General features: G+C 41.4%; 14 protein-coding genes and 1 pseudogene. 6 read left to right on the top strand and 9 right to left on the bottom strand.

From position 1 onward, the window contains the following. Positions 1–227: 227 nt before the first annotated feature. Positions 228–1,199 (top strand): DUF3187 family protein, encoded by a 972-nt coding sequence (locus tag K8B83_RS17410; protein WP_223418458.1) that lies wholly within the window; start codon positions 228–230, stop codon positions 1,197–1,199. Between the two features lie 33 nt (positions 1,200–1,232). Here K8B83_RS17410 and K8B83_RS17415 read toward each other — a convergent pair whose 3' ends face one another. Both K8B83_RS17415 and K8B83_RS17420 read right to left on the bottom strand, forming a co-directional pair. After that, positions 1,233–2,192, bottom strand: coding sequence for a diguanylate cyclase (locus K8B83_RS17415; protein WP_223418460.1), 960 nt, complete (start codon positions 2,190–2,192; stop codon positions 1,233–1,235). Between the two features lie 3 nt (positions 2,193–2,195). After that, on the bottom strand, positions 2,196–7,082 hold the full coding sequence (locus K8B83_RS17420; protein ID WP_223418462.1) for a PAS domain S-box protein: 4,887 nt from the start codon (positions 7,080–7,082) through the stop codon (positions 2,196–2,198). 777 nt (positions 7,083–7,859) lie between these two features. Between K8B83_RS17420 and K8B83_RS17425 the strand changes: the two genes are divergently transcribed. Next, entirely contained in the window at positions 7,860–8,132 is a 273-nt protein-coding gene (locus K8B83_RS17425; protein WP_223418463.1) for an MCP four helix bundle domain-containing protein, read from the top strand. 5 nt (positions 8,133–8,137) lie between these two features. On the opposite strand, the gene K8B83_RS17430 is transcribed toward K8B83_RS17425, so the two are convergent. After that, positions 8,138–9,238, bottom strand: a complete 1,101-nt coding sequence (locus K8B83_RS17430; protein WP_223418465.1) for an ISAs1 family transposase — start codon at positions 9,236–9,238, stop codon at positions 8,138–8,140. A gap of 74 nt (positions 9,239–9,312) precedes the next feature. Here K8B83_RS17430 and K8B83_RS17435 point away from each other — a divergent pair, with 74 nt between their 5' ends. Further along, on the top strand, positions 9,313–10,710 hold the full coding sequence (locus K8B83_RS17435; RefSeq protein ID WP_223418467.1) for a methyl-accepting chemotaxis protein: 1,398 nt from the start codon (positions 9,313–9,315) through the stop codon (positions 10,708–10,710). A gap of 60 nt (positions 10,711–10,770) precedes the next feature. Here K8B83_RS17435 and K8B83_RS17440 read toward each other — a convergent pair whose 3' ends face one another. Further along, positions 10,771–11,841 carry a major royal jelly family protein gene (locus tag K8B83_RS17440; protein ID WP_223418469.1) on the bottom strand — a complete coding sequence of 357 codons (1,071 nt, stop codon included), beginning with the start codon at positions 11,839–11,841 and terminating at the stop codon, positions 10,771–10,773. Positions 11,842–12,074: 233 nt separating this feature from the next. On the opposite strand from K8B83_RS17440, the gene K8B83_RS17445 reads away from it, so the two are divergent. Further along, positions 12,075–12,638 carry a TetR/AcrR family transcriptional regulator gene (locus K8B83_RS17445; RefSeq protein ID WP_188957925.1) on the top strand — a complete coding sequence of 188 codons (564 nt, stop codon included), beginning with the start codon at positions 12,075–12,077 and terminating at the stop codon, positions 12,636–12,638. Here K8B83_RS17445 and K8B83_RS17450 read toward each other — a convergent pair. Beyond that, a complete protein-coding gene (locus K8B83_RS17450) occupies positions 12,604–12,885 on the bottom strand; it encodes a TetR/AcrR family transcriptional regulator (protein WP_223418471.1) in 282 nt (93 codons plus the stop codon). The two genes, K8B83_RS17445 and K8B83_RS17450, sit on opposite strands and share 35 nt — an antisense overlap. Positions 12,886–13,128: 243 nt before the next feature. Between K8B83_RS17450 and K8B83_RS17455 the strand changes: the two genes are divergently transcribed. Further along, positions 13,129–14,178, top strand: a complete 1,050-nt coding sequence (locus K8B83_RS17455) for a GGDEF domain-containing protein (RefSeq protein ID WP_223418473.1) — start codon at positions 13,129–13,131, stop codon at positions 14,176–14,178. A gap of 253 nt (positions 14,179–14,431) precedes the next feature. On the opposite strand, the gene acnA is transcribed toward K8B83_RS17455, so the two are convergent. Next, entirely contained in the window at positions 14,432–17,158 is a 2,727-nt protein-coding gene (gene acnA / locus K8B83_RS17460; protein WP_223418475.1) for an aconitate hydratase AcnA, read from the bottom strand. Between the two features lie 92 nt (positions 17,159–17,250). Between acnA and K8B83_RS17465 the strand changes: the two genes are divergently transcribed. Continuing rightward, entirely contained in the window at positions 17,251–18,624 is a 1,374-nt protein-coding gene (locus K8B83_RS17465) for a lyase family protein (RefSeq protein ID WP_223418477.1), read from the top strand. Between the two features lie 238 nt (positions 18,625–18,862). Here K8B83_RS17465 and K8B83_RS17470 read toward each other — a convergent pair. From K8B83_RS17470 to K8B83_RS17480, 3 genes and pseudogenes are all read right to left on the bottom strand, one after another. Then, positions 18,863–19,102, bottom strand: a pseudogene (locus tag K8B83_RS17470) (integrase core domain-containing protein); the annotation flags it as partial. A gap of 30 nt (positions 19,103–19,132) precedes the next feature. Beyond that, positions 19,133–19,828, bottom strand: a complete 696-nt coding sequence (locus K8B83_RS17475) for a hypothetical protein (RefSeq protein WP_223418479.1) — start codon at positions 19,826–19,828, stop codon at positions 19,133–19,135. 322 nt (positions 19,829–20,150) lie between these two features. After that, positions 20,151–22,619: an alpha/beta hydrolase family protein gene (locus tag K8B83_RS17480; RefSeq protein ID WP_223418480.1), complete on the bottom strand. Its 2,469-nt coding sequence runs from the start codon at positions 22,617–22,619 to the stop codon at positions 20,151–20,153. Between the last annotated feature and the right edge of the window lie 53 nt (positions 22,620–22,672).

The raw sequence follows: 22,672 nt of genomic DNA on the forward strand, positions 1-22,672 counted from the left end.
ACGCCGGTGACATAAAAAAACATATCAGGACATATCACAGATTTAACTCAACAAAGTTTCTCAATATAATTGTTTTGCATATTATGTTCACTTTTTGTTGTTTAAATTTATATTGCACGCAATCATAATGCGGGACTTGGTAATCTCTAACGCTCGTTATAACAATAAGCCATTCAATTTAAGCTGCGAAATAGCTTGATGAGCCACGCGAATAAAATGAGAAAACTATGCTGATGAAAAAGAATCTATTGTTCACTCTCTTAGGGCTAACATGCTTACCTGCTGCGCAAGCTCAAATGATCGACTTTGACGATTACGGTCCGTTAAGAGTGTATGCACAGTCGCCAATGCAATCGATCAATCACACCCCACTATTGCGTTCAGGTTTTTCGTTGCCAAATGGGCAACGCGAATGGTACATCACAGCCAATATCGCGAGTATGTGGTCTGAATCAGATGTACTACTGGCCGATTACTACCAAAATGCGGTCACTGGTGGCGTAAAGTGGCAGATGTCTGATGCTCTGATGTTAGATATTAATTATCGATGGGGATTTAGCGCTGATAACCATCTAGACTCGTTAACGATGTGGTTTCACGACGCGTTTGGATTTGATCAAAATGGCCGACAAAACCAAGCTAAACATCAAAACCAAATACAATCAAAAGAATATGGTATTCACATTGATGACTTAAACGGTGAAACCCTCGAAAATGCTTTAACAGCATACTTAGGTTACCAACTCGTACAAACTGAGCGTCATGGATTATCTTTAGGCGCTAGCCTATATTTCAAATCTGTCGATAGTGGTCCATTTGCTGAAGATTCATTTGCGCAAAGTATCCAAATAAACTATAGCTACAAAAATGGCCCACATAATGTTAATTCAAGCTTTGGCGTCAGCTTTATTGAAGACACCGAGTCGATATCAACTAATAATTTTGACTCTCGTTTCACCAGCATTGGGATCGGTTATGAATATCGAACTGGACGCCATGGTTGGTTAGCCGAAATTCACCGATATGAAGGATTGGTAAGCTGGGATGAGAACTTCTCTGATGCATCGCATGAAGCCTTACTAGGCTATCGTTACTACTTAAATACCAGTGCAATTGAATTCACGCTGGTTGAAAACTTTGAGAATATGGATAACAGTGCAGATATTGCTTACACGCTGGGATATCGTCATAAATTTTAATCAACAGGGCAATATGTTGCCCTGTGATAACCACTAAACTGCGGTCAATTCTGCTATTGAAACCTGTGTGCCAAGCACTCTATTTCTGCCGCGCTCTTTTGCTAAATAAAGCTGTTTGTCGGCAGCTTCAATTAATACTTTTTCAGGGATATTTCTTGTGGGCACTATCGTCGAGACGCCCGCACTTACCGTCACAAAATGAGATACTTTTGAGGTTTCATGTGCAATTTTAAGCGATATAATGCTGTCGACTATTTGCTGGGCCACATAAGTGCCTCCAACTAAATCGGTATTGGGTAAAACACAAATAAATTCTTCACCACCAAACCGCGCCACTAAATCATAAGGGCGGTTAACCGTATCTTGTATTTTTTGGGCTACTTTTCTTAAACAAGTATCGCCTTCAGTGTGCCCATAGGTATCATTAAATAGCTTAAAGAAATCGATATCTAATAAAATAATCGTCAATGGTTGTTGCTCACGACAACCTTGCAGCCAACTCACGGGTAACACCTGTTCAAACTTACGCCTGTTTGCGACTCCCGTTAAGCCATCTAGCAGAGCAATGGCACGAAGTAAGTCGGATTGTGACTTTAACATAAGTTGATTCTTAACCCGTGCTTTGGTAATGACTGGGTTAATGGGTTTATGAATAAAATCTACAGCCCCTAAGTTAAATCCTTTAACTTCTTTTTCTTCATCAAAATGTCCGCTAATAAAAATTACCGCAATATCTTGTGTTTTGGGGTCGTTTTTAAGATGAGCGCAGACATCGAACCCATTAAGGATTGGCATTTCAATGTCTAATAACACTATATCTGGATTGACTTTTTTACACATATCAATCGCTTGATGCCCATCTCTGGCCATATAAATATCGTAATCATTTTGCAGTAATTGATGCAATATTTTAATGTTGACGACTTGGTCATCAACCAACAGTATTTTTCCTTTTACAGGAGCAACACCAGAAATATACTCATCTATGAACACGCATCACTCCTTAATTATCGACTTTAGGGTATCGATAGCATCCAAAAACTCGAGTTGACTCACCTGAGATTTTAATCTTGACCAATTCTTATCTGTAGCCATATTATCTGATAATTGCTCAAGATAGCCAATTGCATCTAAATTTTGCTCAACTAATAATGCCATTAACCTATCTATTTTATCTGGCCCTATACTGGTTATCGGCAACAATGGCACTTTATCCAACTCATTTGCTGTTAGCACCGCAGTTTCATCAGGGAATAAAGTATCGAGCACATGTAAACTGTCGTTAATTTGTCCCTGGAGCTGCCCCAAATAAACATCCGCATCAATTTGAACATTATGTTTTATATTCTGTTCAAGCTGTGCGGCAAAAACGGCTAAACGCTTTGCACCAATATTACTGGCAGTACCTTTGATAGTATGAGTAATAATGCTTATTTTATCGGTGTCTTGTTGTTTAAATGCTTGAGTTAACGCCATTAACTGCTCAGACATTTCCACAGCAAAATGGTGTTTTACATCAATAAAGAACGCTAACTCACCACCAAATCGCCTTAATATCGATTCAGGACTTTCAATAATTACATCATCGTCGCCTGTAAGCTCATCAGGTAACTCAATAAATGCTTTTATATCATTAACACCGCCCAATGAAGGTACATTTTTCCCTAACAAGCCCAACATACAAGGCAGTAAACGCGTCATGTCTATCGGTTTGCCAATATGCTCATTCATACCAGCATCAAGACATAATGCTTTGTCTGCTAAAGAAGCGTTGGCTGTCATCGCTAATATCATCAAATCATTAAATCGACCATCTGCACGGATTAAACGCGTTGCCTCTAAGCCATCCATATCAGGCATTTGCATGTCCATAATAACAATATCAAATACATTGTTAGATTGGGTCACCCACTCTACGCCTTCAACACCGCCTTTGGCTAATGTAACAATCGCACCTTGTAATCTAAGTAACTCATCAATAACTTGACGATTGAGTTGATTATCTTCAACCACCAGCACTCTAATTCCTTGCAAGGCTAAGTGGGTCACTTTTTTACTTTCTAACGGTATTTCTTCACCACTAATAGCCTGATGCACGGCCTCAAGCATTAAGTTAGCCGTAATCGGCTTGGTTAACATATTAACAAAAGGTTGTTGATCATACTGCTTGGTTTGCTTCATCACCTCAGAGCCGTAAGCTGTAAGCATAATAATGGCGGGAGCGGAGCCTTCTGGAAACATTAATTGAATATGTTGTGCGGTTTCTAGACCATCCATTTCAGGCATGCGCCAATCCATAATAATCACGTCATAATGGTTGGTTGCATGTAAACTTTGGTCAATAAGATTAATAGCCTGCTTACTGTTACTCGCTTCGTTAACATAAGCACCATGAGCCATCAGTGTTTTTGACAAAATTTTACGGCTCATTTTACTGTCATCAACAATAAGAATATTTTTACCTTGTAAATCAATATCGAGATAAGTGTTTTTCATCTCGACCACAGAAAAAGACAAATCAAACCCAAAACGACTGCCTTGGCCAACCTCACTACTTAAGGTTAATTCCCCGCCCATTAACTCCACTAAGCGCTTAGTGATAGCAAGCCCCAAACCAGTGCCACCAAATCGTCTTGAGGTGGATGACTCAGCTTGCACAAAGCCTTGGAATATTTTACCTGCTTGTTCTTTGCTGATACCTATACCACTGTCTGACACTGAAATGTTAAGTTTGACTTCATCCTGGCTAAGTTGATGACAATGCACTCCAACAATCACATGCCCCTGTGAAGTAAACTTAATGGCATTACCTGCAAGATTTAATAACACTTGGCGTAAGCGCAGTTCATCGCCTTCAATAAGGTATGGAATGTCTGGGTCAAGGTCAAAAATGACTTCTATGCTTTTGCTATGAACATTGGTTGCCAACATGACAGCCAGTTCACGCATTAAAGTTTCCATTTGAAATGGATGAACATCAAGATCAAGTTTACCCGCATCAATTTTGGAGAAGTCCAATATGTCATTTAATAGACCCAACAAGGATTTTGCCGCGATTTCCGCTTTGGTGACGTAATCGAGTTGTTGTCGCGTCATATCAGAATGCTGTACTAATTGAAGCATACCTAATACCGCATTCATTGGTGTACGAATTTCATGACTCATATTGGCTAAAAATGCTGATTTAGCTGCACTCGCGGCATCTGCATCCTGTTTGGCTAAGCGCAAAGTTTGCTCGAGTTCGCGTTGCTCAGTGATATCTCGATTAATCCCAACGACACGAACAGCTTTGCCTAGTTTATCGTAACTGATTTGAGCGCCAGCATGGATATAACGCACCTGATTTGCGCGATTAAGGATTCTAAATGTTGGTTGATAAGTCGAATGGTTTTCAATGGCCTGTTGTAATGCTTGCTCTGCCATATAAAGATCATCTGGGTGAATACGTTGCTGCCAATGTCGATAATTAAGGCCGTCTTTCTGTATCTCTTGCGGATAGTCGTACATCACAAACATACGATCATTCCATTGCAAATTTTCCGTTAATAAATCTAAATCCCATATACCCAGCTCTGCAACCTCAGCGGCTTTAATTAATTGATTGCTGGTCGACATTAACTCTTCTTGCTGTTTCAACATGGTATCGATATTAACGGCAACCCCAAGGTAACCAATAAGTTCACCAGACTCATTACGCATTGCGGTAACAGATAAAGATACCTGGCATTGGGTATAATCTTTACGAACATACGTCCAGGTTCGCGTTTCAGGGCCAAAGTTTCTGGGCTTATACACAAAAACATCAAACGCACTGATCTCTTCACCAAATTCTTCGCTTAATTCTTTACCTCGTTCCCTAACCTCAGAAGGCACATGCATTATTGCCGGACTCATTTTACCAACAATTTCACTCGCACTATACCCAAGCAACAACTCAGCACCGCGATTGAACATGGTAATAACACCTTCGCTGTTTGTTGAAATAATGGCAATTTCAGATGCCGCAGCAAGTACATTGGTTAATAATGAGGTTAGTTTAAGATTTTCAAGTTGCGTGTGTTTACGTTCAGTAATATCAATTCGCAGGGCAATACAGCGCTCTAACGCTCCATTGTTATCAACAATAGGGGTGATGAGTGTATCAAACCATTTAGCCTCACCCTGCTTGTCATGGTTACACACTTCACCTTGCCAACTTTTACCCTGATTAATGGTATCCCACATGTCTTGCCAAAACGCATCATCATGCTGACCTGAATGCAAAATAGAATGTGTTTGGCCAATCATCTGTGCACGGGTATACCCTGATGCAATACAAAAATAGTCGTTTACCGCCAATATTACGCCATCTTTATCTGTTTCAGAATATAAGAGCTGTTGGTTGATATTATCGAGTAAGGTTTTATTTTCTGACAAAGCTTGCTGCAATGCTTGCGTGCGTTCAGTGACTTTTAGCTCGAGGCTGGCATTTAAACTTAATATTTGTTTTTCTGCATTTTGTTGCGCGGTAATGTCTCGAATAGTTTGACTCACACCAGTAATGACACCAAATTCATTGTAAATGGCTAACGAGGTCATTGTGGTTGTGAGGAGTTCATTATCTTTACGTTTATGATAACCAATAAAGTTTAATAATGGTTTACCGCTTAACACGTGATCAAAATGTGCGTTCTCTTGACTTTGCCCTTCATTAGCAACAATAAAGCCATGTTTTTTAAGACCAACAACCTCGCTATGGGTGTAGCCAAAAGTGAGTTCAGCACCTTGATTCCACCCTGTGACTACACCATCGCAATCGTAACTAATAATGGCATCTTGTGAATGTTCTAATATATTTGCGCGTCGTTCATTATCGGCTAAAACCAGCTGTTTTCGACCTAAAGTATAACTATAAATGGCAAGAAAAGACGCCAGCAATAAACTCAATATAAAGCCGTAAATAAATATAATGTTAGGCGAGGTTAAATGCAATTTACTGACAAAGTTAGGGTAAGCAACTAACGATATTTGCCAATTACGGCCAAAAACTTCATGTTCAACAGTCACGATATACTCAGTTAAAGGGCTTGAGTCATCGATGTGGGTTTCGTAAAAGGTCACTGTATTGGCAGTATCAGTAATATCTTTGACCAATAACTTCGTATTGGGTCGCGACAACGACAAGTCGCCAAAAACTTCATTGGCTACCAGTGGAGCGTAACTCCAACCAAAGGCTTGTTGCTCCCTTAACTCTAGCGTATCAGGGGTTCCACCTGTACGATATATAGGCATTAAAATTAAAAAGGCTTGTAATGGATTACCAGTCGCTTGTACTAAGGTAATCGGTCCGGTTAATCTCACCTCCCCAGTCAAAACTGCATCTAAAGCTGCTTTTTTACGGTTAGCTTCCGAGGCAATATCTAATCCAACAGCGGAAAAATTACGATCTACAGGTTCAATATATTGAATGATATAGCGTTCGTCATTGTGAGCGTTGAGATGCCGAATATCAAAAGTAGGCCAATCATCTAATTGCGCTGCGCTAATAAAACTGGCTTCGTCAGTCACACTCACTCGCCGAATAAACCCAAAACCTCTAGCGCCAGGAAACTCCTTATCGATATCGCGCGTCTGAGTGTATTTATTAAACCCTTGCCGATTAATCCCATCTTCACCTGCGGTAAAAATAATACCGCGAGCACTGCGTAAGCCGTACTGATATAACTGAATACGGTCAGTAATATTATTGACGACTTGCTCTGTAACAGCATTAAGCTCATTAACAATGATGTTATTATTTTTATTTTTAACACTTAAAACGACGCCCACACTAATGACTAAGCCAAAAGCGAATACTCCGACACCCAATTTAAGCGCGTTTTTATAATTAGCAAATCTAGTCATGTTTATGTGAGTTTCAAGCTACGGATGGTTAACTGTGGACGATAAGGCAGTTTTTTACAAGCTACACATTGAAAAACAAAGTATTTTCCAAGTTAAAATCACGGTAAATACTTAAGGGCATAGTTAAGATAAAAGTTAAGAGAAAAGTTAAGGCCAGTTGCTCTCTAAGGCTACTTTTACAGTGAATTGTTGACCAGTCATTTAGGCTCCGACACTGCGGTATCGCGACTCAGCGAAAAAGTCGATTACCCAGTCAAACGGCCCAAAAACATTACCCGAAGGATTCGGCTAAACCAGTTTTACTCTGTGTTTAATAGCTTTCTCAGCACCAATCGATTCATCTCAGTGAACACCGTGTTTAACTTGATACCATTCAACTTGCAAAAATCAGCAACGCCTAGCATTTCGTATACCAATACCGAGAGCCTATTAAAGAAGTTTTGTGATTTACCGATAAACTGTAAATACCTAAACAAGAAACATCTAAACAAGCGTTTCCACTATCGATTATAGCGACTTAACATATCAGCCCTGATGTCAAAAATGCTGCAAATGTTATGCAAGGCACTATGATTTAAATATGATTTAAATATGATTTAAATATGATTTAAATATGATTTAAATATGATTTAAATATGATTTAAATATGATTTAAATATGATTTAAATATGATTTAAATATGATTTAAATATGATTTAAATATGATTTAAATATGATTTAAAAAAGCTGACTAATTGTATATCAACTGTTCATATGATCTGAGGTTTAAGGATAGAAATGAGAAATATCAAAATTGGCAAATTGTTGTTACTGGGTTTTTCAATTCCTGTCATTGCTATTATTGGATTAATGTTACTGTCATTGTCACAGATGAATACCATTAACCAACAATCAACAGAAATCTCAACTAATTGGCTTCCTTCAGTACAATTAATTGAACGCATCAACACCCAAACAGCAGATCTGCGTAACGATGAAGCTGTCCACATTATTTCGACAGACTCTCAAACAATACAGCAAGCAACCCAGGGCGGGATTAAGCTTTGTTAAATCTTTTAACCAAAGAAAATCTCGCTCCTAAAATCACCATTCCATGCTGCCTTTCTTATTTTGGTTGGTTTACTGGCTTTTAGCGGATGCTGCTCTAAAAGGTTCAGCACGATGCGCCTAAATAGCGCCATCTTCTTCGCGTTTTCACGGTCACCAATCCTTGAACAGTCTTCCCTAAAAGTGACGTCAAGCACCCAGTGTTGCTGGTTTTCGATGTGCCAATGCTGACGCACTGCTTTGGCTGCAAGTTCGATATCCAGAGGTAAAGAACTTAAGTAATAATCCGTATTGATGGTGGTAACACCTTTATGTGTTCGTTGACGCTCAACTGCTATGAGCGACTTGGCTGACGGCCACTTTTTCGCGAGCGCCTGCGGCAGCTTGGCTGGAATTTGAAACGTCGTACGACTCTCCTTACGGCCATGCCCCTTGTCATCCGCTTCGACACTCAATATGTCGACGCCGTCGATATCCCAGTGAGGCTGGAACTGCATTTCTATGGCCTGCCTAAGTAGAGGTTGATTGCCTTTTACCTGAACAATGTAGTCGCCTTTAGCTTTGATGATTTGTTGAAGCGTTTCCCGCTGGCAATGAAGTGCATCAAAGGTTACAACTGCGTCCTTAATGTCTAACATGTGCAACAACGCTTGAACCGTTGCGATTTCGTTACCTTTGGTCTGTGTATCTTGCTGATAGAGCACAATACCTTGTTCGGTATCAAAAGCCGAAACGAGGTGTAGCGCATTTTTAGCGCCATGTTGATTAACTGCACCCCGCAACGTTTTACCGTCGATAGCGATCAATGGCTTGGATGAAGCCTCTCTTAAGCTATTTGCCCAGCGAAAGAGCGTTAACACCAGTATTTCGGTATCGATAACTTTAATGATCCGGGCAATGGAATGCCGAGTCGGGATCCCGTTGTCAAAATCACGATGTTTACGTAGCCAAGATAGGTTCTCGTTGCCGAATTCTTCAATAGCTTGCCAGCCATCACAACCTGAAGTGATTGCGGCTAAAACAAGAAAAATAATATCAACCAAATCATGGTCTAGGTTGATGTGAGAGCGAGGGTCTTCGATAAGTTTCAAGTGTTCAAATAAGGACATGGATTAGGTTCAGTACAATAACATGCCTGATCAGATCATGCCGATACGAAAAAGTTCCCTACTGTTAACAAAGTATGATCCCGCCCTGGCAAGCAACCAATGCGATTAACCAAAAGAAACAACAAATAGAAAAAACCATTAACGACTATAGAGTGCTTATATCTAGCCCTCAAGAGCAAGCGCTTGTAGATGAGTTTGACGAGCTTTATCGTCAATATCTAGCCATTCAAATAAAACTCCTGCGTCTATCTGAAAACAATGATAATGAAGAAGCAAAAACCATGTTTTTGGGTAAATCATTAGCGGCTTATAGTAAATACTCAGAAACACTGCTCAAGTTGTCAACGTTAAATGAAAATGGCGCTATTACGGCAAGTGAATATGGCGACGTAATTTATAGCCGTTCTATGACGATCATGGTGGTAGCGGTAGGTGTTGTCGCTATCATTATCATTTTTATGGCATTACGCATCTCCAGCCTTCTTGTTAGTTCAATTACAGTCATACAACATGCGATGATCAGAATGTCTCAAGGTGATTTGAGTGTACGTATTGATAACCAAGGTGAAAATGAACTTGGAATACTGTCAGATTGTTTAAACAAAACCTCTGAACAATTTGCTAAATTAACTCAACAGTTGATCACCGTGACAGACACAGTAGATAGCTCGTCACAAACATTGGCCTCCACCATGGAGCAAGCCGACAGCAACTCGCAAAACATGTTAATGCAAGTTGAGCAAGTCGCAACAGCTGTCAATGAAATGTCGAGCACCGCAATGGACATTAGCCGAAATGCTACTGAAGCAGAATCGTCAGCAATTGAAGCGAATCAAAGTGTCGATAAAGGCCATCACGCTTTGCAAGAGTCAAATAAAATCTCGGACAAAATCAACCACTCTATTAAAGAATCAACTGAAATCGTCAATCAGTTAAAGAGTTACTCAAACGAAATTGGTGCTGTTATTGAAGTCATTAATGGTATTTCTGAACAAACCAATCTACTAGCACTTAATGCTGCAATTGAAGCCGCACGCGCTGGAGAACAAGGCAGAGGTTTTGCTGTTGTTGCTGATGAAGTGAGAACATTGGCAGGTAAAACGCAAACCTCTACCATCAACATTCAAGAAATTATTACCAAACTGCAAAACCAAGCATCCAAAGCTGATGAATACATGCAATCAAATGCATATTTAATTGATGAAGCCCAAAAAATTGCTCAAGAAGTACGGGACTCCTTCTCAGACATTGCCCTATCGGTCTCTAGAATCTCAGAAATGAACTCTTTAGTCGCAACCGCTTCAACAGAGCAATCAAGCGTAACGGATGATATTTCTAAAAATATTACCCAAATGGTCGACATGGTGAATCAAAATGTCGCGGGAATTAGTCATAGCTCTAAAGCCAGTATCGATTTATCAAAGCAATCATCTAATCAGAAAAAAGTACTTTCATTTTTTACTATCAATTAATTAATTATTGAGCATTAAAAAAGGCTACCCCAGGTAGCCTTTTTGTTAATTAGGGATTCATTATCTGCCCACAGTCGTCTCTGCTAAGGCATCAAATTGGATAATATAGTAACGTCCATCACTCTTATCTTCTTGGTTATTCACTGCTGGAGATAAGTGTAATTTATTAACTGCTACGAGAATTTTACCGTCAGTAGTGGTGGCAAAACCGTCTGCCCAACTCAATTTATCAGCGTCGTGGTATAAAATATGGTACTGGCGATCCGTATCAATATACCCAACAGCATTGTGAGTCATGTCAGTGACATAAATGTTACCGCTGTTATCTATTGTAATACCATCACTGATAGGCTTGTTGGCATAAAACTCTACTTTGCTACGCAACATATTGGCCGAAATTTTAGCATCTAATAAATATTGGGTATGCACGCGATACAACTTCTCACCACTCAACGCGCCAAAATAAACCCATTCATTATGAATATCTAATGTAATAGAATCGACGCCAATACGGATAGGTTGCTCACCAATCGATAATGTTTTGCCATCAATCACTGCATCGATATCTTCAGGGCGTGTATAAACAGTGCTATCGAGAACTCTACGTGCATTACCTGTCGTTATATCAACCACAATTAAGCCTGCATTATCGCCACCAGCAGGGTCACTGATGTAAATAGCCTCATGATCACGATCAACCGCTAAGTCATTCAAAAATGAATTAACCGGCAATACTGCTGCAGTTAACTCAATTGCTTTATAAAGTTGGTTATTTAACGTATCCCAACCGATTAAATGCCCTGCTCGGTCATGCCCAGTGGCCGTTTCAAGCATCCATAAAATCCCTTTTTCATCGACAACAACGCCGAGTACAGGGTTAAGCTTTTGATTAAAATCGCGATTAGGATAATCTATTATCGTACCGTCTTGCTTAAGCTCTACAATTCGTGCATCCACACCATAAAAGTGGTGATTACTCATAAAAACACGACCTGTCGCAGATACTGCAATATTACCCGGTGGATGCTGTTTATCTAACTCTCGAAAAACAGAAAATTCACCTGCATTCACACTGATTGCCGTAACACTTAATAAAGCGAGCAGTAATACGACAAAAATGAGCCTTAACATAACGAGGATCCCTATTGAATAATGAGTCTAGCGAGCTGTAATGATCAACGACACGCACAAACTAACTCATATCGTTCTTATTTGAATATACATTCAAGATAATCATTTTCAAGCTTAGAAGCAAGCTTTTTTGAACAATCATTCAAGTGGTGTTATTATTATAAATAAGCCTTATGGATAACTCATGCAACTAGGCTAATTGAAATATGCAGTAGGATTTAGGAATAAGCGCTATGGCGAAGAAGAATTATCAACGTGAAGACGTATTAGATAAAGTTATTACTTTATTTTGGCAACAAGGCTATGCCGCATCAAGTGTCCAACAGATTACTAAAGCGACAGGATTAAAACCGGGCAGTATTTATCATGAGTTTGAAAGTAAAGAAAAGCTGTTTCAGGAAGCATTAGCTCGCTATGCCTCGTCCTCAATTGGCTCAATTCACCAAAAAATGGCCAATACCTCGAACGTCAATGAAGGTATCAAGCAAATATTGACTGATTTAATTGAACAGTCAAAAGCGTGTGATTACTGCGGCTGTTTTTTAATCAAAACACAACTTGAGTTGGCATCGCAAGGAAATAGTTTATACAAGTTTGCCTCAGAGCAATTAGCCAACATAGAAAAAATTTATACCCAATATCTAAGCCTAACCTACTCAGAAGTACAGGCTAAAGCTTACGCAGCACAGCTGATGACGGTCATTTTTGGCATTCGTATATACGGTTACCAGGCGGACTCGGCCAATACCATCATCCAAACCATCAACGCGCTACTCCCCTGGTTAAATGAGCACTAATGCGATAAGTACTATAAGTGCGATAAATGCCCATTATCTTATTATCAACAATTTCAACAATAAGTTGTTCAAAAATATTGCTTTTCTTACCCAATAAATTATGGACAGTAGGAATACTCAACTGCTCCTTAGATGCAAGCTCATTAATGGTAAAGGCTTCAAAACCATTATTCGAAATAAGCTCTCTGGCTATAGAGAGTAGTCTCTCTTTTCTTAACGCTTTATTTGCACATAAGGAAGTTGGCATTAATGGTTCTGTCTGACATAACCATTAGCCACAATAAAAATGCCTTTCGAGATCTCATGCCATTTATTTATCTGGTTTTCATTGGCAGCCACTTTAATGCGTTTTATTACAAATTTCATTGGAGAAACTATTATTTTATGGCACCCTAAATAAAGGCTTTACATGGCATCATTTTACAATTTCTGAGTGACTTATCTTATATGATGTTAATGCCTCGCTCTTCAATCAAAAAAGGATTAAGCATTGCTAGCACTCATCAAAAAACACCGAAATAGTACCGCAGAGCAGCAACAGGCTCGGGTTATTTCGTTGTTTTCATTGGTTGGAATGTCAATCACCTTATTGATGGGATTAATCAGCCTATTTGGCAATAACACCACCCTCACAGTCGTGCTGTTTATGGCCAGTATCACTTACCTGTTCGCCTTCTTTTCTGTCAAAAAGTTCGATCTCAGTATTAGTGCCACATTGATTATTTACTCGCTGTATTTACTCATGTTTTATTTGGTGTTTAGTGGCGGAGTTTCCCAAACAGGTCCACTGTGGATTTTCATTGTCGCGCCAGTATCGGTTTACGTATTGGGTTTGCGTCACGGCTTAATTAATTTATCTCTGTTCCTATGCATCATCTGCATTATCATATTTTTACCGCAGCAATGGGTTGAGCATGCACCATACAGCAATGAATTTTCGCTCAGGCTGATTATTTCGTTTTTAACCATGTCCTTTTTATCAGCTCTGTATGAATACTCCAGAATGCAAGCCTATATAAGTGCACTCGAACTAAGCAAACAATACCAAGATCTCGCCATGCACGATCCACTCACCAAACTGGCGAATAGACGCAATGCCGCGGCGATTCTAGAACAAGAGAAATCAAGGTTACAGCGCAACAATGAACCGCTAGCAGTATTATTGTGCGATTTAGACCACTTTAAATTGGTCAACGATAAATACGGCCATAATGGCGGGGACATGGTACTCACCGAGTTATCAGCCCTCTTTAAAGAACACGTTAGACAACAAGATTGTGTCGCCCGCTGGGGCGGCGAAGAGTTTTTGATTATTCTGCCACAAACATCATCAGAGCAAGCGAGCGTCATTGCAGAGAAAATCCGTAGCAGTGTTGAGCAATATACCATTCACTTTGTTAAACATCAGATCCGCGTCACCATCAGTATTGGCATATCACAGCTTGCTGAAGATCAAACTATCGATGAGCTGATTAACAATGCCGATAAATGTTTGTATCAAGCCAAAACTTTAGGTCGAAATCGGGTTCATCCGACGTAAATACGATTGTCCCGCGAGACGCTGTGCAGTGGTATTATTAGGCTTTATTGACCAGATAACGACATCATGTACAACATGGCTTACTTAGACATGGCTTACTTAATAGTGTCACTGTTCGTTAAGAGATAAACCAAACATGTGCGGAGCTCACACCTCCCCACTCATGTTTGGGTTTAATATAAGCGCCTTAAAAATCAATTTATTAACAAGGCCAACATTAAACATGACCTTGTTAATAAGATTAATATGGGTATTACTTCGCTAGGTTTCGTAATACATAATGCAAGATGCCGCCATGTTGGTAATAACTAAACTCATTAGGGGTATCGATCCGAATTGTAGCTTCAAACGAATGTTGCTTACCCGCTTTGTCGGTCACTGATACCTTAACGGTTTTCTGTTCGGCGCTTACCGCAGGAATACTAAATTGTTCTTCACCTGTGAGGTTTAGTGATTCTGCACTGTCATCAGGCATAAACTGCAGTGGCAAGATGCCCATTCCTACCAAATTAGAACGGTGAATACGCTCATAACTTTGTGCTATAACCGCTTTAACGCCCAACAGTGCAGGCCCTTTTGCCGCCCAGTCTCGCGAGCTGCCAGTACCATATTCTTTACCTGCCAGCACAATGCAAGGCGTACCTTGTTTTTGATACTGCATAGCGGCATCAAATACCGTCATCGACTCACCGTTAGGCATTAAACGTGTCCAGCAGCCTTCGGTCCCCGGTGCCAGCAGGTTTCTTAGCCTTACATTGGCAAAGGTGCCGCGCATCATGACTTCATGGTTGCCACGGCGTGAACCGTAAGAGTTAAAGTCTTTAATGGCGACTCCAGCTTGCTGTAAATAGTCTCCGGCAGGGCTGTTGGGTGCAATAGAGCCAGCAGGTGATATATGATCGGTAGTAACCGAATCACCTAATTTAAGCAAACAACGGGCATTGTCGATAGCCATAATGTTAGGTACTTCAGCACTGATCCCATCAAAAAATGGCGGCTGTTTAACATAGGTGGAGTCGGGCCAGTTATATTTTTGGCTTTGTACTACCTCGAGCCCTTGCCAGTCTGCATCGCCGCTATATACATCGGCATAGCGGGAAACAAACATCTCACTTTGTACCGCGCTGGCCATGACCTGTTGAATTTCCTGATTGTCTGGCCAGATATCTTTTAAATACACCGCATTACCATCAGCATCTTCACCCAATGGCTCAGTAACCATATCGGCTTTCATATTTCCGGCCAATGCATAAGCAACCACCAGCGGCGGCGATGCTAAGTAATTGGCTTGTACTTCTGGATGAATGCGGCCATCAAAGTTACGGTTGCCCGACAACACCGAACACACCTTTAACCTGCCCTGTTGTATCGCTTCGCTGACGGGTTGAGGCAATGGACCAGAATTACCAATACAAGTGGTACAACCGTAGCCAACCAACTGAAAACCTAAGGCATCTAAATCAACATTAAGACCCGATTTTATTAAATAATCCGTCACTACCTGTGAGCCAGGTGCAAAGCTGGTTTTCACCCAAGGTTTAACCTGTAAGCCTTTTTTACGCGCATTTCGGGCCAATAATCCGGCGGCGATTAACACCGATGGATTAGAGGTATTAGTACAACTGGTTATCGCCGCTATCACCACCGCGCCGGCTTCCAGTACAAAGTCTTTATCTCGATAACGACAAGCAACACCAGTACTGCCATCGGCAACGGGGACTTGCACCGATGGACCACCCTCGCTTGCCAACTCGTCTTTACCTTCGGCGTCGATGTGGCTCACAGGGATTTGACTATCCAACCATTGGCGGAAACTGACTCCTGCTTGTTCAAGTGCAATTCTGTCTTGTGGCCTTTTGGGGCCAGCAATAGAAGGCACAATACTGCCTAAATCCAGTTGTAAGCTCGCGTGATAACAGGCTTTGTTGTCGGATGCGCTAGCCCACATGCCCATCTGTTTAAGATACGCTTTGATCAGCGCGATACGCTCTGGATCACGACCGGTAAGCTTGAGGTAATCTAACGTTTGTTGGTCAATCGGGAAAATGCCACAAGTCGCACCGTATTCTGGCGCCATATTGGCAATGGTCGCTCTATCGGCTAGGGTTAATTGATCAACACCAGCACCAAAAAACTCAACAAACTTACCTACCACGCCAAATGAGCGCAGCTGTTCGGTTACCGTTAACACCAGATCGGTAGCGGTAACTCCTGGGGGCAATTTACCGACAAACTCAAATCCGACAATTTCGGGTAACAACATGGTCACGGGTTGGCCTAACATCGCGGCCTCAGCCTCAATGCCGCCCACTCCCCAACCCAATACTCCCAAACCGTTGATCATAGTAGTATGAGAATCTGTTCCGACTAAGGTGTCTGGATACAATAGGTTATCGTCATCCTCTTTAACAAAAACCACTCTCGCCAGATATTCCAGATTGATTTGATGCACGATACCGCGCCCTGGCGGTACTACTTTAAAGTTGTCGAAGGCTTGCTGACCCCAACGCAAAAACTGATATCGTTCGCGGTTTCGTTGAATCTCAATGGCGGTATTTTTTTGCAGTGCTCCTGTTTCGGCAAACACATCGACCATCACTGAGTGGTCAATCACCAGCTCTACCGGATTCAGTGGATTAATCGCGTCGGCATTGCCGCCCAATGTCACGATTGCATCACGCATAGCGGCTAAATCGACCACTGAAGGTACACCGGTAAAATCTTGTAGAATGACTCGAGAAGGAACAAAAGCAATTTCGGTTTCTGACCAGTTATCCAGATCCCAGCGGGCTAAGGTTTCAATATCCTCTGGCTGGACAAAATCTGACTTTTCGTAACGCAGTAGATTTTCTAATAATATTTTTGCCGCAAAGGGTAAGCGGGTTAAGTCGTAGTGTTCAGCTAATCGATCAAAGCTGTAATACCGAAAAGTTTTTCCATTACTTTCAAGCTGTTTCAATAATTGCATAGAATGGTTCATTACTGATCTCCCTATAAACGTTTATTGGCACTTCATGCTAAGCTTAGTGAACACACTAACATATCCAAATCAAAAATCGAGTCGGAAACCTTATGAGTAAGATGCGTATAGAATATGACAGTATGGGAAAAGTACAGGTGCCAGATGAGGTTTATTATCAGGCGCAAACTCAACGCGCACGAGATAACTTTCAGTTTTCTGATCGGCGCTTTCCGACACCAGCGATACTCGCCCTACTCGACATAAAATCAGCTGCAGCACAGGCTAATAGCCAACTCGATTTGTTAGATAGCGCTATAGCCAAAGCAATTCAACAAGCCATTATCGCCGCTAAGAAGCTTGATTTTTCGCAGCATTTTCCGATTGATTTGTTCCAAACAGGCTCTGGTACCAGTTCTAATATGAATGTTAATGAAGTCATTGCCAGCCTCGCCAGCGATATTTTGCAGGCAAAGGTTCACCCCAATGATCATGTCAATATGGGGCAAAGCAGCAACGATGTGGTGCCTGCCTGTATTCATATGAGTACGGTGAGGCAGTTAAAGGGCTTATTGTATCCGGCTATTAAGGGCTTGAATGACAGATTAGCGTTTTTGGCCGATGAGTATTCCAATACAGTCAAAACCGGTCGCACCCATTTAATGGACGCCATGCCGATTACCCTTGGCCAAGAACTGCAATGTTGGCAACAACAGCTAAACAGTGCTCAAGCTCGAATTCAGCAAGTTGAGCTGAGCCTGCATCAATTGCCATTGGGCGGCACAGCGGTTGGCACTGGCGTTAATTGTGACCCCAATTTTGCCAAACTTGCATGTGATAATTTACAACAGCAAGATAAAATCCCTTGGCAGGCGGCGATAATGCCTGCGTTATATATGAGTAGCCAAGACCACACCTTAGCCATGGCTTCGGCGCTCAAAGGGTTAGCGGTTACGTTATTGAAAATCGCAAATGATTTACGCTGGATGAACTCAGGGCCTTTAGCAGGGTTACAAGAAATTAGCTTAACTGCGCTGCAACCCGGCTCATCGATAATGCCCGGTAAGGTTAATCCCGTGATCCCAGAAGCGGTAGCCATGATTGCCGCTGAAGTCATTGGCAATGAAACTACCATTACCATCGCAGCACAATCGGGTAATTTTCAATTGAATGTGATGTTGCCACTGATTGCCGACAAGCTACTGTCCAGTATTGATTTATTAACCCATGCCTGCCAAGCCATGACCGACAAAGTGTTTGCCGAGTTTAGCCCCAATGTAGAACATTTAACCCAGGCATTGGAGAAAAATCCTATTCTGGCGACCGCACTTAATTCCGTGGTGGGTTACGATATGGCCGCAAAAATTGCTAAACGTGCAGATAAAGAACATAAATCAGTATTAGCCATTGCACTTGAAGAAACCGATTTGGACGAAGAGAAACTCAAAGCGATACTCGACCCATTGCATTTGGCCAAGCCGAATTAATATTTATAATATACGAAGATAAATGTGCGCGGTTTATTGGAACAAAAAACAGGCTAACGATTAACATGACATACCGCGGTGTTGTGTATTTATTGCTACACAACATTAACCGAAAGACATTTCGCTGTTAGCAGCGGTTTAAAATACACATTGATTACCCTTGAAGCTGATTTTGTCACGGACCAGATCGATTCAATGGGTAATATCCCCATTTTTAGCTGAGATCAAAAGTAGAGACTTAGGCCACTAGTGCCAGTTTTTGCTTTGGTGGAACACCAGCAATTGCAGTATTGGGTCTTTCATTGTTATAAAACCATAGCCATTGTGTCGCATACTCCTGTATCTCGGCAATACTAGCCCAAAGATATTGGCTCAGCCATTCGTATCGCACAGTCCGATTATAGCGTTCTACATAGGCATTCTGCTATGGATTGCCAGGCTGAATAAATTTCAGTTCTACATTGTGCTTTTCAGCCCAGGCAGGTTCCTTACATACATTCAACATCTCTCAATACTGTATGTTTAGTTTTGCATATTTTATTAATGCGCGGATTAAAGGGGCGCTATAGTTTTTATCTTTATTGATTGCGACTTGTGTAGAAAGCTTTTTATATTTGAGGATTTCATCTACGATTTGTTTTGGAGTGTACTCATACCGAATGGATAAGCTGACTAGCATATCACTATCAAATCTCACAGATTGCTCCATTGCAGCGTTAATGGCACGAACGCCTTGAAGCTTCAATGCGATTTTACGCTTACGGGTGTTAATTAAGCTTTCTTTCACTCGGCGTTTATGTGTTTTGAACGCTTCGGGGGATTTTAAAGATTTTATGTCACTGATAATCATTTCTATAGAAAATGGCAAAGAAGAAGTGAGATAGTGAAGTAAATCTACTGCATTAAAACCACGTTTTAAGTATAAAATATATACTATCTTATCCCTGCGACATAATACCTCGGGATCGATGATTTCAAGCTCAACACTCACTTCGGTAAAGTCCGTCGTTTCATGTTGCTCATCAAGTTGGTCAGTAATGACAAGATTTGACAGGCTCTGATTAACCGTTTGATCTGCTAACTCATCATTTTCCGTTACATGCTCTGGTATTATCGCATGCACAACCTGATAGTCATTAAAGCCCCCAGATACACCTATAGTGACCGGTTTTTTGTCATCCGTGTTGTGTTTTTGATTAGGCATATAAACACTCAAGGTAGATACATTAAAAATAAAGTATTAATTATCATAAGCATAAATGGAGTTACATTATTAGCGCAAAATAAGCATTCACTTAATCGCCATAAAATGAATTACCTCTATTGTCGATATTATAGCCAACATCAACATCAATACTAAATGCTAGGTGTATCTTTAATACCAATGCCATTTTTATTGTTTCATACTTTTACCGTAATAAGACGTCTATGGCATTTTGCACTAAAAATCGGTAACACTATCTCAAGCGAATAGAAACATAACAGCCCTACATTACAGAGCTGTTATGAGAAACCAAGGTTAACGACTACTTGTCAGCCGTTTCAGGGTAAAGACTGTTCCACCATTGTGGCTCATCTTTAAGTTTCATATCAAACCAGGCCATGGTGGTGTTCCACCAATCAAAACGCGCCTGGCGAGTATTGATGTGATGGTCTTGATCGTTAAACTCCACCAGCTCAACTTCTTTACCTAATAACTTAAGCGCGGTATACATGTAATGGCTTTCACCTACAGGTACGTTGGTGTCGGCATTACCGTGAATAAGTAATAACGGCGTAGTGATTTTGTCTGCATGGTAAAGCGGGCTTTGCTCAACATAAAGCGCTTGGTTATTCCACGGGAAACTTCCACGACTCGCCACCCCAGAATACCCATAACCCCACCAGCCATGGCCCCAGTAAGATGACAAATTACTGATCCCTGCATGTGACATTGACGCCGCAAAGATATCCGTTTGTGTGGCTAAGTACATGGTCATAAAACCGCCATACGACGCGCCCATGTTGCCCACACGTTTTGCATCAACATAACTGTGGGCATTTAAGAATGCTTTAGTGCCTTCAATAATGTCGTCTGCGCTGTACTTGCCCCAGGCATTAACATGACGTCCGCTGAATGCCTGGCCGTAGCCGGTTGCGCCATTAGGTTGCAACACATACACCACATAGCCTTGCGCGGCCCACAAGTTAAAGGGCCAACGTCCAGTAAAGTGACGTCCAACCGGTGACGTGCCGCCATAATAGTACACCAATGCAGGGTACTTTTTATTGGCATCAAAATCGGCAGGTAAATACACGCGGCCGTCAATGTTATGTCCATGCTTGTTAGTAAAATCGAAATCTTCAATCTTACCGAAACGCGTATCGGCATAGCTTTGCTTTTGGCTGTCGAATAACACTTGTTTACGGCTTGAATTAAGCGACATGCTGTAAGCTTTTTGTGGCGAGGTTGCCGAGGTGCCAGCAAAGACTAACGTCGGTGTTGATTGTTTTGCAGCCACACTAAAGCCATCTACCATATCGACACCTGTATCGATTTGGCTAAAACGGCCTTTACGCTTATCAAATAAGTAAAGCGGTGAGCGATCGCCCTCGGTAACCGTTACCAATAAATCATTATTTTCAAGCTTAGTCATGCTACCAATGGCTGGATCAAAGTCTTTGCTTAATGCATTAACATTACCTTTAGCATCACGCCAATATAACTGGCCGTCATAATCATTGACCTCAATATTGGGGTTTTGCATACCCATGCCATCCATAAAGCGCGGACCAGCGGTGATGTACATGCCATCATCGGCGTATAATGCGCCACTGAAGCTGCGATATTCACCAATCAGAGTTTCGCTTAAATCCGCGACATTAAGTTCGATTAGCTGGGTGATGTCATGAGCGGGTTGTTTGTAATCGACAGGTGAACGAGTGAGCAACAAGGTGCCTTTATCGGCGTTACTGTCTAACAGCGAACTGGTGATGCTGTTGTCAGTAAGTTGACGAATAAAACCCGAACCCACATCTAATTGATAAAGTTGACTGTTGTTACGCCAATAGCTCCAACGATCTTCTAGTGCTTGGAAACGTTTAGAGGTGGCTTTGTCATCGGCTTTAAACGGCTTTTCCCAACTAAACAATAAGCTGTCACCAAACCACTGTAAGCCCGAAATATTTTCAAGCTCAGTGGCGGCAATATCGATGCTTAAATCAGCGACATTGAATAACTGAATTTGTTTGTTAGCCACAAACGCGAGGTGTTTTGAATCATCAGACCACACCGCACTGCTCGGGCGGCTATCTTGCCAGCGATAAATCACGCTGTTGTCTGGCAATTTGCGCAGCTCTGTCACTTGGATAGGCTTATCGCCCTGTGCCGCTTGGTATTCAATGGTTGATTGCAGTAAATATTTACCATTAGGCGATAAGATTAAGTTGCTGATGACCTTTGAGTCAAAAAGCTGCTCTGCCGATACGCGTTGTGATTTTTGCGCGCTGAAATCGAGTTCATCAACATCGCTTTTACCTTGCCAATCCAGACTAAAAGACATGTCTTTTTGTAAGCCATCTGCAAGCAACATGAGTTGATAATCACCGTTGGCGAATTCAAGCTCGACCTTGTCGGCTGATTTTACTAGCTGACCGTTAAGATATACCTGCGGGTTTTCAAGGCCTTTAACGGTTAATGTACCTTGCGTAAAGCGCTGTGTAGAAACCGGCAAACGATAGGCTAACCACCCCTCACCTTCTGCTTTGGCTGTCGCAGCTTGCCACGAAAGCGTTTGGTTAAATAGCTTAAGCTTATCGCCCTGCTGCTCTTGGCTGAGCTTCGCCACCACATTGGCACGCAAGGCATCGGCTTGAGCACTTTTAGATAACGCCGTAGCAGAAACTTGTGTTACCGGACCAATACGTTGAATGTATTTTGCGTCAATGTCGACGCCAAATGCCATGCCTGAAACTGCCATGGCTAAACTGGTTAACACCAGAGAAAAAGCTTTCATTGCACGTCCTTTTGTTTGTAAAAACCAGCTTGTATTAAATCAATTTTAATAGG

It is taken from the genome of Shewanella inventionis, assembly GCF_019931735.1.
GTDB classification, from domain to species: Bacteria; Pseudomonadota; Gammaproteobacteria; order Enterobacterales; family Shewanellaceae; genus Shewanella; species Shewanella inventionis.

Bases quoted from the DNA above. Each gene is read 5' to 3' on its own strand.
- K8B83_RS17425 (WP_223418463.1), top strand. From the start codon at position 7,860: ATGAGAAATATCAAAATTGGCAAATTGTTGTTACTGGGTTTTTCAATT.
- acnA (WP_223418475.1), bottom strand. From the start codon at position 17,158: ATGAACCATTCTATGCAATTATTGAAACAGCTTGAAAGTAATGGAAAA.
- K8B83_RS17465 (WP_223418477.1), top strand. From the start codon at position 17,251: ATGAGTAAGATGCGTATAGAATATGACAGTATGGGAAAAGTACAGGTG.
- K8B83_RS17440 (WP_223418469.1), bottom strand. From the start codon at position 11,841: ATGTTAAGGCTCATTTTTGTCGTATTACTGCTCGCTTTATTAAGTGTT.
- K8B83_RS17450 (WP_223418471.1), bottom strand. From the start codon at position 12,885: ATGCCAACTTCCTTATGTGCAAATAAAGCGTTAAGAAAAGAGAGACTA.
- K8B83_RS17445 (WP_188957925.1), top strand. From the start codon at position 12,075: ATGGCGAAGAAGAATTATCAACGTGAAGACGTATTAGATAAAGTTATT.
- K8B83_RS17420 (WP_223418462.1), bottom strand. From the start codon at position 7,082: ATGACTAGATTTGCTAATTATAAAAACGCGCTTAAATTGGGTGTCGGA.
- K8B83_RS17430 (WP_223418465.1), bottom strand. From the start codon at position 9,238: ATGTCCTTATTTGAACACTTGAAACTTATCGAAGACCCTCGCTCTCAC.
- K8B83_RS17410 (WP_223418458.1), top strand. From the start codon at position 228: ATGCTGATGAAAAAGAATCTATTGTTCACTCTCTTAGGGCTAACATGC.
- K8B83_RS17435 (WP_223418467.1), top strand. From the start codon at position 9,313: ATGATCCCGCCCTGGCAAGCAACCAATGCGATTAACCAAAAGAAACAA.
- K8B83_RS17480 (WP_223418480.1), bottom strand. From the start codon at position 22,619: ATGAAAGCTTTTTCTCTGGTGTTAACCAGTTTAGCCATGGCAGTTTCA.
- K8B83_RS17475 (WP_223418479.1), bottom strand. From the start codon at position 19,828: ATGCCTAATCAAAAACACAACACGGATGACAAAAAACCGGTCACTATA.